The 14626-nt window shown below is 50.5% G+C and carries 9 protein-coding genes and 1 pseudogene; 6 read left to right on the top strand and 4 right to left on the bottom strand.

Going from position 1 to position 14626, the window contains the following annotated elements; all coding sequences use genetic code 11:
* Positions 1-2: 2 nt before the first annotated feature.
* The 4 genes from E1N14_RS13480 to dinG are packed head-to-tail and all read right to left on the bottom strand — an operon-like array spanning position 3 to position 4237.
* Entirely contained in the window at positions 3-701 is a 699-nt protein-coding gene (locus E1N14_RS13480) for a DUF2057 domain-containing protein (RefSeq protein ID WP_025011231.1), read from the bottom strand.
* 9 nt (positions 702-710) lie between these two features.
* Entirely contained in the window at positions 711-1373 is a 663-nt protein-coding gene (locus E1N14_RS13475; protein ID WP_025011232.1) for a primosomal replication protein, read from the bottom strand.
* On the bottom strand, positions 1370-2143 hold the full coding sequence (locus E1N14_RS13470) for a TSUP family transporter (RefSeq protein ID WP_025011233.1): 774 nt from the start codon (positions 2141-2143) through the stop codon (positions 1370-1372). Before E1N14_RS13470 ends, E1N14_RS13475 begins: the two co-directional genes overlap by 4 nt.
* Positions 2144-2164: 21 nt before the next feature.
* Positions 2165-4237: an ATP-dependent DNA helicase DinG gene (gene dinG, locus E1N14_RS13465; protein WP_025011234.1), complete on the bottom strand. Its 2073-nt coding sequence runs from the start codon at positions 4235-4237 to the stop codon at positions 2165-2167.
* 86 nt (positions 4238-4323) lie between these two features.
* Here dinG and E1N14_RS13460 point away from each other — a divergent pair, with 86 nt between their 5' ends.
* From E1N14_RS13460 to E1N14_RS13435, 6 genes and pseudogenes are all read left to right on the top strand, one after another.
* Positions 4324-6693 (top strand): DNA polymerase II, encoded by a 2370-nt coding sequence (locus tag E1N14_RS13460; protein WP_062793374.1) that lies wholly within the window; start codon positions 4324-4326, stop codon positions 6691-6693.
* Between the two features lie 215 nt (positions 6694-6908).
* Positions 6909-8108, top strand: coding sequence for a porin (locus E1N14_RS13455; RefSeq protein ID WP_025887154.1), 1200 nt, complete (start codon positions 6909-6911; stop codon positions 8106-8108).
* Positions 8109-8527: 419 nt separating this feature from the next.
* Positions 8528-11282 (top strand): annotated as a pseudogene (locus E1N14_RS13450) (TonB-dependent receptor).
* Positions 11283-11958: 676 nt separating this feature from the next.
* Complete coding sequence (locus E1N14_RS13445) at positions 11959-12741, top strand: DUF3450 domain-containing protein (RefSeq protein WP_025011235.1); 783 nt, start codon at positions 11959-11961, stop codon at positions 12739-12741.
* The gene (locus E1N14_RS13440) at positions 12741-14096 is read left to right on the top strand and encodes a MotA/TolQ/ExbB proton channel family protein (protein ID WP_025011236.1); all 1356 of its coding nucleotides are present in this window, start codon (positions 12741-12743) and stop codon (positions 14094-14096) included. The genes E1N14_RS13445 and E1N14_RS13440 overlap by 1 nt, the downstream gene beginning before the upstream one ends.
* Entirely contained in the window at positions 14096-14623 is a 528-nt protein-coding gene (locus tag E1N14_RS13435; RefSeq protein WP_081737208.1) for a MotA/TolQ/ExbB proton channel family protein, read from the top strand. Before E1N14_RS13440 ends, E1N14_RS13435 begins: the two co-directional genes overlap by 1 nt.
* Positions 14624-14626 lie beyond the last annotated feature (3 nt).

Raw genomic sequence — 14626 nt, 5'->3', positions numbered from 1 at the left:
TATCAGAGCTGTTTGATGGCCCAGCTCATGAACTCTTTGCGAGTCGCTTCATCGGCCTGTAACCACCAGTACTGCAGCATTTGCTGTGCGTGAGCGGCACTGTCACCATTTTGGCCGGCAGCTTGAGGAGCATTGCTTGGCATTGTCATGGCGCTGACGGGTGATGGCTTGGATACAGGTGCTACCGGTTGACTGGCTGCCATGTTGCCTGCAGTTACGGCAGCGGCAGCGGTTTCAACATCAGGGCCATTGTTGCCGCTGAACAGTTGCGACAGGAACGAGGTTTCTTTCAGCTGAGTCAGTTCCACCTGGTAGTTGACCTGGCCCTTATCGGCGCGGGTAATGACGACCTGAGGGGTTTTGGCAAACTCTTTGGGCTTCTTGACGTAGTCACCATCGGCAGGCTTGAGGATGTACTCGTTGTCGCCTTCGGCTTTCAGAGTCAGAATGAAAGGAGAAGACTTAACGAAGCTCTGACTGTCGGAAAACTCGTCATCGATCATGTCATGATAACGAATGGCAATCTTGTGGACACCTTCGGACAGTGCCAGCTCAGATTTGTGGTTGAAGTTGCTGGTTTCAATTTCCTTGCCATCCAGTGCCAGATACTCAAAAGACATAGGGATGGTCAGATTGGCCGCAAATACCGAGGAAGTGCTGAGCAGGGCCAGTAGGGCCGAGGCGGTCAAGCGTAGTTTCATTGTTGCTCCTTAACGATTGTAACTCTGATGCGGACGTTCAAATGCCTGAATGCGATCTTCAATATAGCTGATCGCCTGCCTGCACTTACCGAGGCGGCGATGCATCAAAAGGATGTCATTCTGGACGGGGATTTTGTCAGTACTATGACAGTTTTCAAGCTTTGATTGCAATTGTTCAATCTTTTGTTCTATTTTTTTGGCCCAGTTCAGATGTTTGTTCAGCTCTTCGTACAATTGATGGCTGTTTTGCATAACACCTGCGGCTATCCAGCCAAAACCACTTTCCTGATGCCGGCGGCCCTGACGTTGTTGGTAGCTTTGCCGTTTACTGGCCTGCTGCAGCTTCTGGATCCTGGCGTTGAGACCTGTGGTTCCCAAGGCCCGTTTCAGGGCGACAAACCTGTCCTGAATGCGTTCGCAGCTTAAGGCGATAGTGTGTTGGGCCAACTGATGGCGTAACTGTTTTTCCAGCTGATCTATGCTCTTGTGCAGCTGTTCCACGCAGGGATAGAGTTGGGCACCATGCTGAATAAACAGTTCGCTGTTGAAGCGTTCTGTATCCTGCAGCAGTTTGCGCTGCGCCGGTGGCAAAGAGGCATCATGCTGCAGCACTTCCTGCTCCAACTGCCTGAGTTGTTCCCGCAGGCGTTGTACCAGTTGGTTGGTGTTCAAAACCAGGCACTCCAGGCTAGATTGGCGGCGATAAGCACCACGATAGCAATAAAGAGTGGCCTGATAAACGGCATTCCAAAGCGGATAGCCGAGTGGGCGCCGATATAAGAACCCAGCATCATACACAAGCCCATCACCACACCTACCAAAAGGTGCACCTTACCTAGCAGCAGGAAAATCATCAATGCCGTGATATTGCTGACAAAAGTCATCGCTCTGGCCAAGGCACTGCTGTGCAGGAAGGGCAGGCGGTAAAGCGCGGTCGAGCTGACTGCCCAAAAGGCGCCAATGCCTGGGCCGGCAAAGCCGTCATAGGCGCCAAGCCCCAGCCCCTGAAGTATCTGTTTATGTTTCGCCGGCGTTTCGGTCACGGGTTTACACTGGCTGCAGCCCATGGCTCCGGGTGAAAACAGCGAATAGAGCGCGATGGCGATAATAAGCAATGGCAGAATTTTTTCCAGCCAACGGGTATCTATGAGATAAACGGCAATGCTGCCGATAACGGCGCCTACGGCGGTGGCAATAAAGGCGAACAGCCAGAACTTTGGCGTCAGCAACTGCTTGCGGTAGTAGGTAAATGCCGCCATGGAAGAGCCGAAGCAGGCCGCCAGTTTATTGGTCCCCAGTGCCAGATGAGGCGGCATGCCCACGGTCAGCAAGGCGGGAATGGACAGCAGGCCGCCGCCACCGACTACGGCATCAATAAATCCGGCCAGCAGGCCGACTGCGGCCAATATGGCCCAGCTGCTGGGTTCGAGCAGAATATCCACTTTACATCCTGATTGAGCGCATCATTCGATAACGCGGCGGTAAGGCGGCAGGGCATCGAGCAGCGACGACCCGTATCTTTTGGTTACCAAACGCCTGTCCAATATGGTTATTCGGCCATAGTCCTGCTCTTTTCGCAACAGGCGGCCGCAACTCTGGATGAGTTTCCGTGACGCATCCGGAATAGTCAATTGTAAAAACGGGTTACCGCCTTTCATTTTGACATATTCTGCATGGGCCTGCTCTACCGGCGAGGTGGGCACGGCAAACGGCAGCTTGGTCACTATTAAGTTGGTCAGATAGTCGCCGGGAAGGTCGAGACCCTCGGAAAAACTGCCGGTACCAAAGATAATGCTGGGCTCGCCTTTGTCACATTTCTGTTTATGCTGCTCGAGCAAGTGCTGGCGTGGGGCACTGCCCTGGATCAGCGGTTCGGATACCAGCTTGTTGCGCAGTAGATCGGCCACCTTTTCCATCTGCCAGTAGGAGGCAAACAGCACCAGAGTGGCCATTTCCCCCTCCACCAACTGCTTTATCTGGCTGGCGAGTTCTTCTGTGTAGGCGTCTTCGGTTGGCTCGGTGCGCATTTTCGGCAGGTAGAGAGTGGCGTTGTTTTCAAAATCGAAAGGAGATTGCAGCGCCAGGTAGCGACTGCCATCATTGAGTGACAGGCCAACCTGATAGGCAAAATGCTCAAAGCGGTTCAGCGCTCTGAGGGTGGCGCTACATAGCACGACGCCGGCGGCTTTTTCCCACAACATATGTTCCAGCATATAGCCGACTTCGATTGGCGATGCACTGAAAAGGTAGTCCTGCTGCTTGCCGCTGAGGGCTTCAATCCAGCGGGCGGTGGGGGCACCTTTGGGACTGTCCTCCTTGGCCATCATTTTCCAGAGCTTTTGCAGGTTTTCCAGGCGCTGCATCATAAAGCCGGTTTCACTCAATAGGGCTTCGGCCTGATGCCTTGGCAATTCACCATCCTTGACGCTTTCGCTGAGGATAGCCTGCATCTTGTTGAATTGTTTGAGAGCATCGTTGGAGGCCGTGGCCAGGTTTTCCGCCTGAATCAACAGGGCGTCCGGCAGCTTGCCATGTTCGAACCGCAGGCGGTTTTCCGGGTTGGCAAAGAGTTTGGGTTGGGTATCACAGTAGTGGGCAACCTGATTCAGCAGACCGGTTAATTCTTCGATACGATCCAGCATCGCCTGCGCCGGGGCGATGATATTGTTGCTCTTTATTTGGTTTTGCAGTTTGGCCGTGGTCTTGCTGACTTTCTCCAACCAATCACAGGCGCCCCTGAGCGTGGCCTGGGCGCTGGAGAAATCCCTGGCTACATTCGGCAGGTGATGAGCTTCGTCGATAACGTAATAGACTTCTTCCGGATCCGGCAGAATCACACCGCCACCCAGTTCAAGGTCGGCCAGTAACAAACTATGGTTGGCAATAAGCACATCCCAGGTGTCAATATCTTCGCGGGCCTTGTGGAAGGGGCAGTGGCTGTGACTGGCCAGTTGGCGATGACAGCTGTGTTTGTCACAGGCTATCTGCTGCCACAGGTGGTCCGGCAGCGGTGTCTTGAGGGTATCGAGCTCGCCATTCCAGCGGCCATCCTGATAGTCTTTGAGCAGCGCCTGCAACTGCTCAACCTGTGAGGTATCCGGCTTGGTCTGCCACATGGCCATCTGGCTGCCGTTGCCATCACCGACCAACATCTCAAGCTTGGCCAGGCACACGTAACGCTGACGCCCTTTGACCAGACCGAAACGGAAGTTGAGTTTGGAGTGTTGCAGAAAAAACGGCAGATCTTTATGCAGCAACTGTTCCTGCAGCGCCACTGTCGCTGTGGCAATACAGACTTTTTTCTTGCTGGCCAGCGCCAGGGGAATGGTTCCCAGAATATAGGCCAGGGATTTACCTATACCTGTTCCCGCTTCAATCACCATGATGCGCCGCTGCTTGTCGTATTCACCGGCAAGTGTCTTGGAGATCTCCGCCACCATATAATTCTGTTCCCGGCGGGAACGGAAGTTGGGCAGTGCAGAGGCAATGTCCTTGTAGATCTCACGGATCTGGGTCTTTACATGGGCTGCTAGCATGAGACTCGGTTCTGGAAAATTATCCTGTATATATTACCAGTAATTTCTTATGCTAATAAACCTCTAAAACGCGATTGTCCCGACTCATGCCCCAAAACACGCCGCAAACCCTTAAGGGTCGTATTCTTACCCGTCATCTGGCTCAGAGAGACGAGGGGCTATGCCTGCAGTACTATTTGGCCACCGAGTTGGGGCCTGTGTTGGTTGAGGTGCCGGGGCAGGAACAAGTTTGCTTTGCCAAAGAGCAGGATGCGGCGGTTTTATGCCAGGGTTTAAGCCAGGTGAGGGCCCAGCCGCTGGCGCTGAGAAACTTCGCCAAAGAGAAGGTTGCAGCGCTTTACAGTCGCAGTCGGCAACAGATGCGGTTGCTGCAAAAGCAGGCCCAGGATCAGGGGATGCCTTTGTATGAAGCCGATCTTAAACCCCAGCAGCGTTTCTTGATTGAGCGCTTTATTGCGCTCGATGCCGAGTTTTACGGTTATTTCAGCGAGGAAAGCGGTGCGCTGAAGCGGTTTGTTGCCAGTCGCGCCAGGAAAGCCTCGCTCAACAATATAGGTCTGGCTGTTATTTCCCTCGATCTTGAATGCAGCATGCAGGGTGAACTCTATTCCGCCGGACTCTACGGTCGTGACCGCGATGGAGAGCTGTTTCAGCGCGTGTACATGATAGGCCAAGCCCAGGACGGGCCTGTCTATATCCACTGGGTCAGGGATGAAGCAGCCCTGTTGCAGGCTTTGGTTGACTGGTTCAGTCTCTGGGATCCGGACATCATCATAGGTTGGTCGGTTGTCAATTTTGACCTGGCACTGCTGAGCCGACGATACGCCCATCATGGTATTGAAGCACGGCTTGGGCGCGCAGGCGTGCCCATGTCCTGGTTGGTGGAAGGCAAGTATCGACCGGAAACCCTCTCCTTGCCCGGGAGAGTGGTGCTGGACGGTATAGACTGGCTCAAGGCCGCCTTCTATCAGTTTGAGCGCTATTCGCTCGAGTTCGTCTCCCGCGCACTCTTGAGTGAGGGCAAGGCGATAGATAAAGTTGAAGATCGCGGTCAGGAGATAAGCCACCTCTTTCAAGAGGATAAATTGGCATTGGCCCACTACAATCTGACCGATTGCCGTCTGGTACTGGATATTTTCGATAAAACCGATCTATTGAATTTTGCTTTGGCCCGGGCGCTGCTGACCGGGTTGGAGTTTGGCCGGGTAGGGGCTTCGGTGGCGGCGTTCAATCACCTCTACCTGCCACACTTGCACCGGGCCGGATTTGTGGCGCCGGCAGCACCGGCCAGTGATGGTCTGGAGAGTCCCGGTGGCTATGTGATGGACTCCATTCCGGGCCTTTACCGGGACATTCTGGTGCTGGACTTCAAGAGTCTATACCCTTCGATTATCCGTACTTTTTTAATCGACCCCATGGGGCTGGTGCAGGGCATGGGTGAACCCGAAGTTGAGACGGTTCCCGGCTTTCTCGGTGCCAGATTCAGTCGTAAACAACCTATCTTGCCAACGCTTATCGCCAAGTTGGCCCAAGAGCGGGAAAGCGCCAAGGCCCAAGCCAATGCCCCCCTGTCTCAGGCAATCAAGATCATCATGAATTCGCTTTATGGGGTACTGGGCTCTCGGGGCTGTGTGTTCCACGATGCCCGATTGGCAAGCTCAATTACCATGCGCGGCCATGAAATCATGCAGCAGACCAAACGTTGGATTGAGGATGAAGGCATGAGTGTCATCTATGGCGACACTGATTCGACATTTGTTTGGCTGGGACAGCAGCATGACATCACAGATCCGCAAGCCTTCGGCAGGGAGCTGGCCGCCAGGATAACCGCCAAGTGGCAACAGCATTTGGCGGAGCATTTTCAGTTGCAGAGTCATCTGGAACTCGAGTTTGAGCGCCATTATGAACAGTTTCTGATGCCCACCCTCAGAGATTCGGAAGAAGGCTCCAAAAAGCGCTATGTCGGTGCCAGCCGCAATAGTCAAGGTCAGTTGGATATCATCTTCAAAGGCATGGAACAGGTTCGCAGCGATTGGAGTCCCCTGGCCAGACGAGTGCAGTACGAGCTGTACCGGCGTATGTTCAATGGCTTGGATGTAGTGGGCTTTTTGGCCACAGAAATAGAAGCGCTCAAACGCGGCGACTATGATAGTGAGCTTGTTTTCTCCAAGCGGCTAAGGCGTAAGTTGGATGCCTATCAGGCCAAAGCATCACCCCATGTCAAGGCCGCCAGACAACTGTTGGAGCAGACCGGCGACCCTCGTTATGGCCGTTTGGGCACCCGGATTGATTATCTGGTAACAATCAATGGCCCCGAAGCTGTTTCCCTCAGACGTTCAGCCATTGATTATGACTACTACATCGAAAGACAGATTAAGCCGATAGCCGATCCAATACTTTCCATAATGAAAGAAAATTTCACATCAATCAGCACAGGACAAATGAGTTTAATCTGACGCTTAATTTGTTTCAAAAAGTTAATAAAGTTAATAAATGGTTTTATTGCTGGGTTTTATCGGTTCTTGTGGTTTTTTTTAAGGTAAAACTAATAAAAAATGTGATTTTTGTCTTTGCCGCTTTACTGACCTTTTGCTAATCTTCGCCACCCTTGGAAGGAAATAAAACAACGGAATGGGGTAGGCAGACTGAAAACACTTAAGGTTAACAGCAAATGAACAAGACTCTCATCGCATCCGTCCTGGCAGGACTCTTGGCCGTTCCATCGGTTCAAGCTATTGAAATCTACAAAGATCAAAAAAATGCAGTCTCTATCGGCGGTTTCGTTGATGCCCGAGTAATCAATACTCAGGGTGAAACGGAAGTCGTCAATGGTGCTTCCAGGATCAATTTTGGCTTTGAACGTGAGCTGACCCACGGCTGGAATGCGTTTGTGATGCTTGAATGGGGGGTCAACCCATTCGGTAACAGCGATATTGTCTATAGCAGCAAGTTTGAATCAGTCCAGGATGATTTCTTCTACAATCGTCTTGGTTATGCGGGACTTTCTCACGACAAGTACGGCACCCTGACCATAGGTAAACAGTGGGGCGCCTGGTATGACGTGGTGTACAACACCAACTATGGCTTTGTGTGGGATGGTAACGCTGCCGGTGTCTATACCTATAACAAGGATGATGGCGCCATCAATGGTACCGGTCGTGGTGATAAGACGGTTCAGTATCGCAACAGCTTTGGCGATTTCAGTTTTGCCATCCAGACTCAGTTGAAGCACGATGACTTCTTGATGGATGAAAGTTCAGGTACCAACCCGTTCCCGCCAAGGGATCATGCGCCTGTTACCGGCACTGCTGCGACTGCCGGAACCGCCACCAAGGTGGAATTCAACAACACTTATGGCATTGCCTTGACCTATGCGGTCAGCAAAGATCTCAGCCTGATGGCCGGCTATAACTATGGTGAGTTTGAAGCGACCCGCGCAGATGGCAGTACTTTTTCCGAGTCTGACTATATCTATGGTGCAGGTATTACTTGGGGTGGTTGGGATAATCAAGGTTTGTATGCCGCTGCCAACGTCAACAAGAACGAGTTCCACGATACAGATAATCTGGGGCGTTTGATCCCTGAATCTTATGGTGTTGAAACTCTGGTTTCGTACCGCTTTGACAATGATATTCGTACCTTTGTCTCATACAACTTACTGAACGCCGGCGATGCTTACGAGCAGGCTTACGGTGGTGATGTGTTCAAGCGTCAGTTTGTGGTTATGGGTGTTCACTATATATGGGATGCCAATACCGTATTGTATGTTGAAGGCCGTAAAGACTTCTCTGATTTCAAGGGCGCCGAAGAGGCTGCTATGGAATTGTCTGAAGATGATGGCATTGCAATAGGTATTCGCTATACCCTCTGATTACAGATTAAGCTGTTCAAAAAAGCGCCGGAAGGCGCTTTTTTATTGGAAAAACACAAGTGCTCACACTCCTTTCCAGAAAGAGGTATGTAACACATGTGTTACGTTTTTGGTGGGAAAAGGCATCGCGACAAACTCCCCTTACTTCAGGCTGTTACAAGTTATAACACTACCCCAAATACCTAATACCGCTGTGATAGCCGTTATATTCAAGCTCAGTGAAATAATACCTTCTCTCTTTTGTTGTTAATTTTATATGCAATATTAACGTTTCAAATGTTGATAAAATGTTTGTTATGTGATTTTATTTGCGTGAAATTGTTGCTGGTTAACTTATGTCTACCTGCAAACAACTAAAGGATCCGGGCAAAGCATTCGGATCCGTTACCAAGACACAAGATGTCGAAAGGGAGATAAGTATGTATAAGAATAATTCGTTAACCAACGCAGTGCGTCTGGCATTGGTTGGTGGTGTTGCAGCGACTGCTTTTAGCGCTCCAACCGTTTTGGCGGCCGAAGAAGGTGCTGACAATGTAGAGCGTATTCAGGTTACAGGCTCTCGCATCAAGCGCACCGATATGGAAACAGCAAGCCCTGTTAGCGTGATCGATGCTTCATCTATCATAGCGTCAGGTGCCGTTAACATTGATGACGTTCTACAGAAAATGACCTCTGCCGGTGGCGCCATGACCAACGCCGGTATCAACAACGGCTCAGGCGGTAACTCTCGTATCAACCTGCGTGGTTTGGGTGACAACCGTACTCTGGTTCTGGTGAATGGTCGTCGTATGATTGCATCCGGTACCGGTGCAGCTTCTTCTGTTGACCTTAACACTATCCCAGTTTCCATGATCCAGCGTGTCGAAGTACTGAAAGATGGTGCTTCTGCCATTTATGGTACCGATGCGATTGCCGGTGTGGTTAACATCATTCTGAAAAGAGATTTCGACGGTTTTGAAATCAACGTTCAGACCGGTATTTCCGGAGAAGGCGATGCCGACGAGTCCAGCATCGACATGACTCTGGGTAACACCTTCGAGAAAGGTAATATCGTAGTTAATGCTCAGTACACCAAGCGCGGTGATGCCAGCCAGGCAGATCGCGATTTCTCCAACTGTCCGATTGCAGAGACAGGTCCAAAAGGGGACCGTAGCCTGTACTGTGGCGGTAGTAGCTACTCTCAAGGCGGCCATGTCTGGGGTGACAACAACTTTGGTATTGTTGGCACCGGACCTGAAGGTGCTTATGCCATAGGTGACAAGGGCTACTATGGTGAATATGTTGATAACGGTGAAGGCAAGCCAAAGTTCCAGTACTTTGATGGCATGTCTGAGGCCGATCTGAGTGGCCTGGGGGGTACCTACCACGAGTTCGGTGATGCTGACAGATACAACTACGCCAAGGACAGCTATCTGTCGACGCCAATGGAGCGTTTGAACCTGTCCATGGCCGGTACTTATGAACTGACCGAATCTATTCGCTTCTTCACCGAAGCCATGTACTCCAAGCGTTGGTCCAATCAGCAGATGGCGCCTCAGCCAATCTGGAACGGTGATGCCTGGGTTTACAATCCAAAATCAGCCGGCGGCTGGATGACTGATGACCTGTTGCCTTGGGTTCAGCCAGGTGAAGAACTGGCTTATGGTCGTCGTATGGTTGAGTCCGGTACCCGTGACTTTGACCAGGTAGTAGACACCATACGTATCGTTGTTGGCCTGGAAGGTGAGTTTGAAAACGGCTGGACCTGGGATGCTTCTTATAACAAAGGTAAGAACGACTCAACCGATACTCTGGCTAACCTGCACAACTTAGGTTCTATCAACGCTGCGGGTACTCGAAGGCACTTTCGATCCTTTCCTGCAATCTTCATGGGAAGGTGAGAGCATCAAGCCATACATCTATACCGAAGTGAACAGCGGTGGCAGTGAGTTGGATGTGATTGCAGCGACTCTGTCCGGCGATCTGTTTGAAATGCCTGCCGGTATGATGGGCTTTGCAGCGGGTTATGAGCACCGTAAAGAAGCGGCTCATTATACTCCGGATTCCCTGACTTCTCAGGGGCTGGCAAACGATCCTCGTGTTGAGCCAACTGCCGGTGATTTCAGCGTTAACGAATTCTACGCAGAATTGGCAATCCCACTGCTGAGCGAGCTGCCTTTGGCACAACAAGTGGATCTGAGTGCCGCTATGCGTTACTTCGACTACAGCACTTTCGGTGATGATACTACCTGGAAACTGGGTCTGACTTGGCGTGTATATGATGACTTGATGATCCGCGGTGGCATGTCTACAGCCTTCCGTGCACCAACTGTATATGAACTGTACGGTGGTAAGTCACCATCGTTCGAACAGATAGTTCACCCTGCCACCGATCAGGACCAGGCTGAAGTGACTGTTGGTGGTAACGAAATGCTGACCCCTGAAGAAGCTGATATCACTACTTTGGGTCTGGTGTATTCACCAAGCTTTGTAGAAGGTCTGTCTCTGACCGTCGATTACTATGACATCGAGATCTCCAACACTATTACTTCAGTTGACAACAACTATGTTGCCAACCAGTGTTTGGATGCCGGTGGCAACAAGATCAACACAGGCACTGCGCTGTGTCAGTCTTCCAACATCGAAATCGACAATAGTGGTCGTATCAAGTTCGACAACGGTCTGCAGAACATAGGTGCTACCAATACCTCAGGTTACGATATCAACATTGCCTACGTATTCAATGCCTTCGGTCTGGACTGGAAAGCCGGCTGGGACAGCTCTATCCTGAGCGAGTATGAAGAGTTTGACCCGGATGGTAATGCGGTTGACTATCGTGGTTACATCACAGGTGGTGTGGGTGCTTATGCCAAGTTCAAGAGCAACCTGAACATCACTGCAGCCGGTGATGACTGGACTGTCACTTATGAAGCCCGCTATATAGACGGTATGGATTCATTTGCTTGTAAGAACGACGATGGCAGCTGCTACGCGCCTTCAGTTGACAGTGTGGTTTACCATGACCTGTCGGGTTCTTACGATATCACCGACCGCATCCGCGTATCCGGTGGTGTCAACAACCTGTTCGACAAAGAGCCTCCATACTACACAGGTAACAACGACTCGAATACCGACCCTTATACCTATGATATGTTGGGCCGCTACTTCTTCGTTCGTGCCAGCATGAAGTTCTAATGGCAGATTTCATCTTTGGATGAATTAAGTCAGCTTCATTGAATGAAACCCCGGGATACCTTCCGGGGTTTTTACTTTTTAAACTCTCTATATAAGTAAGACATAGTCGCAAATTGACAAAACACTATTGCGTAACAACTGGAGTCGACCCGGGCTGCCAATTGATTTCATGGCAAGAGAGCAGGGGAGACGGCTTTGTGGTTAAACCGCTTTCCCAAGGACAGTAATCACTTGGAAAAAGTGTATTGCCATCGCTCGACAGAATTGAATTCTTTCGAGATTGATAAAACATAACGCACCGACTTATGCTTTTTAATTATATATAAATCATAAGGTTAAATATTAGTTGGTGCTGTTTTTACCGTTATTCACCGTTCAAGAAGATGGCTGACAATTGATCACTAAATGTAAAAAAAAGCCATTGATGATTAATCACACAGTTAGCCTTAGTTTCCAGCGTTTTCGTCTCATTTCAAATGTTGACACAGGTCAACATTTTGTGAAATGATGCCAGCGGGTCTATGCCTTCAGGGGCATAGGAAAGGGAAGATAAAAAACTAACAATCACAAGAGAAAGACATACTTGATAGCACCACCTGCCGTTGAAATAGGGATATTCGGGGCACTGTTGCTGAAAAGTTAAACCTTTTTAATCACTTCAAATTGGTTGGGAACTATGTCCAAGGTAAGCAATAGAACAAAAATCGCTTCTGCGCTTGTTGGCGCGCTGGCACTCGCCAGCAGCAACTTAGTCGTTGCAGATCCTCTTACCGACGCGCAACAAGCCGCGGGTCGTCTGCAGTCAGACGCCGTTGCGTCACAGAAGAAGATCGATAAGTATTTTGACCAGGCTCAAGATATGCTTTTCGAATATTCCGCCGTTGCTGACGAGCGTGAATCTCTCAAAGCCTACAATGATTATCTGGCTGGACTGGTCGCTGATCAGGAAGCCACAATGAAATCCATTCAGGACGATATCAATGGCGTAGACAAACTGCGTCAGGGTGTTGTTCCTTTGATGTTTAAGATGGTTGATGCACTGGAGCAATTCGTGGCTCTGGATCTGCCATTCAAATCTGAAGACCGTGCACAGCGCGTTAAAAACCTCAAAGACCTGCTTAACACTGCCGAAGTGACTCTGGCTGAAAAGTTCCGTCTGATCCTGGATGCTTACAGCATCGAGCGTGAATACGGCAGCTTTGTTGACGTTGAAACCGGTAAGCTGAATCTTGATGGTAAAGAGGTGCTGGTTGATTTCTTCCGCTTGGGCCGCGTAGCTCTGTACGCTCAGAGCCTGGACCAGAAGACTGCCTGGATGTACAACCCTGAAACCAAGGGCTGGGATAAGCTGGATGACAGCTACCTGCGTGACATCACCAAGGGTATTCGTATCGCCCGTAAACAAGGGGCTCTGGATCTGTTCGCACTACCAATTCCAGCTGCGGAGGCTGCACAATAATGAAAAAGCTAATCACTACCGCCGTCGTTGCTGCCAGTTTTTCACTGTCTGCCGGTATGGCCAGTGCCGCCGAGGCGCCTAAGACGATTGACCAACTGCTGCAGCAAGTTAAAGTTGAGCGTGCCGCTCAAGGTAAAATCAACGCCAAGCGTGAGAAAGAGTTCCAAGCCGAGCGTGGCGACAAGGCTGCTCTGCTGAAGCGTGAAAAAGATGCGCTGGCTGCTGAAACTCAGCGTGGTAAAGACCTGAACCAGGCTTTCCTCGATAACGAGCGTAAGATTGCTCAGCTCGAAGAAGATCTGAAAACCGCTCAGGGTGACCTGGGTGAAATGTTTGGTGTGGTTAAAGGTGAAGCAGGCGATTTCGCCGGCAAGCTGATCAACTCCAACGTCAGTGCTCAATATCCAGGACGTGACAAGTTCGTTCAAGACCTGGGTGCCCGTAAGCAACTGCCTAAGATTGAAGAACTGGAGCGCTTCTGGGAAGAGCAACTGTTCGAAATGGCCGAGTCTGGCAAAGTGGTTAAGTTCGAAGGTTCTGTAACCGACATTGATGGTAACGTGAAAAACACCACCATCTACCGTATCGGTGCCTTTAACCTGTTGGCTGACAACAAGTATGTGGTTCTGAACCACGAGCTGGGTCTGATCCAGGAGCTGTCACAGCAGCCTGAAGGTTATCAGGTTAAGCCTATCGCCGACTTCGAAAAGACCACTTCAGGTACAGCCAAGCTGTACGTTGACCCTGCCCGCGGTACTCTGCTGAACATCTTCACTCAGAAGGCCAGCTTCCAAGACCGTATCGAGGCCGGTGGTACCATTGGTTACATCATCATCGCCTTGCTGGCTCTGGGTCTGCTGATCTCTCTGGAGCGTCTGGTTACTCTGACTCTTATCGGTGCCCGTGTTAAGTCTCAGGCCAAGAATGTTGCCAACCCAGGTAACAACGCTCTGGGCCGTGTACTGAAAGTGTACCAAGAGAACAAAGATGTTGACGTTGAGACTCTGGAGTTGAAACTGGATGAAGCCATCCTGAAAGAAACACCAGCGCTGGAAACACGTATCTCCATCATCAAAGTATTGGCGGCTATCGCTCCTATGATGGGTCTGCTGGGTACCGTAACCGGTATGATTGCAACCTTCCAGAGCATCCAGCTGTTCGGTACTGGCGATCCAAAACTGATGGCCGGTGGTATCTCTATGGCACTGGTTACTACAGTACAGGGTCTGATTGCGGCTCTGCCACTGATGTTGTGTCATGCCATCGTTGTGGCTCGCAGTAAGTCTATTGTTCAAATCCTTGAAGAGCAAAGTGCCGGTATCATTGCTGAACACGCAGAGAAGAGGGCTGACTAATGATGCTATACCTGATGGACATTTGGGATTCCGTCAGGGGCTTCATGGCCTCCGGAGGCGACGTCCTCTGGCTTGTTGCGGCGGTGCTGTTTCTCATGTGGGTATTGATGCTTGAAAGATTCTGGTATCTGAACTGGGTATCACCAAAGAATCATAAAGACATTATTGCCGCATGGAATGCCAGGGAGGAAACGACTTCCTGGTATGCACACCGTATCCGTGAAGCTTGGGTATCCCAAGCGAAGCAAGATATGAATGCACGTATGCTGATCATCAAAACACTGGTAGCCATCTGCCCTATGATAGGTCTGCTGGGTACAGTGACAGGTATGATTTCAGTGTTCGATGTTATGGCAGTTCAGGGGACGAGTAATGCTCGTCTGATGGCAGCTGGTATTTCTATGGCCACTATGCCAACTATGGCTGGTATGGTCGCGGCATTGTCCGGGGTGTTCTTTAGCACTCGTTTGGACGCCAAGATGAAAATCAGCTTGGAAAAGCTGAAAGACAGCCTGCCACACCACTAGAGA

The organism is Shewanella algae, assembly GCF_009183365.2.
GTDB classification, from domain to species: domain Bacteria; phylum Pseudomonadota; class Gammaproteobacteria; order Enterobacterales; family Shewanellaceae; genus Shewanella; species Shewanella algae.
Note: the sequence above shows the minus strand (reverse complement) of the source record. Positions and strands in the feature narration are given on the sequence as shown.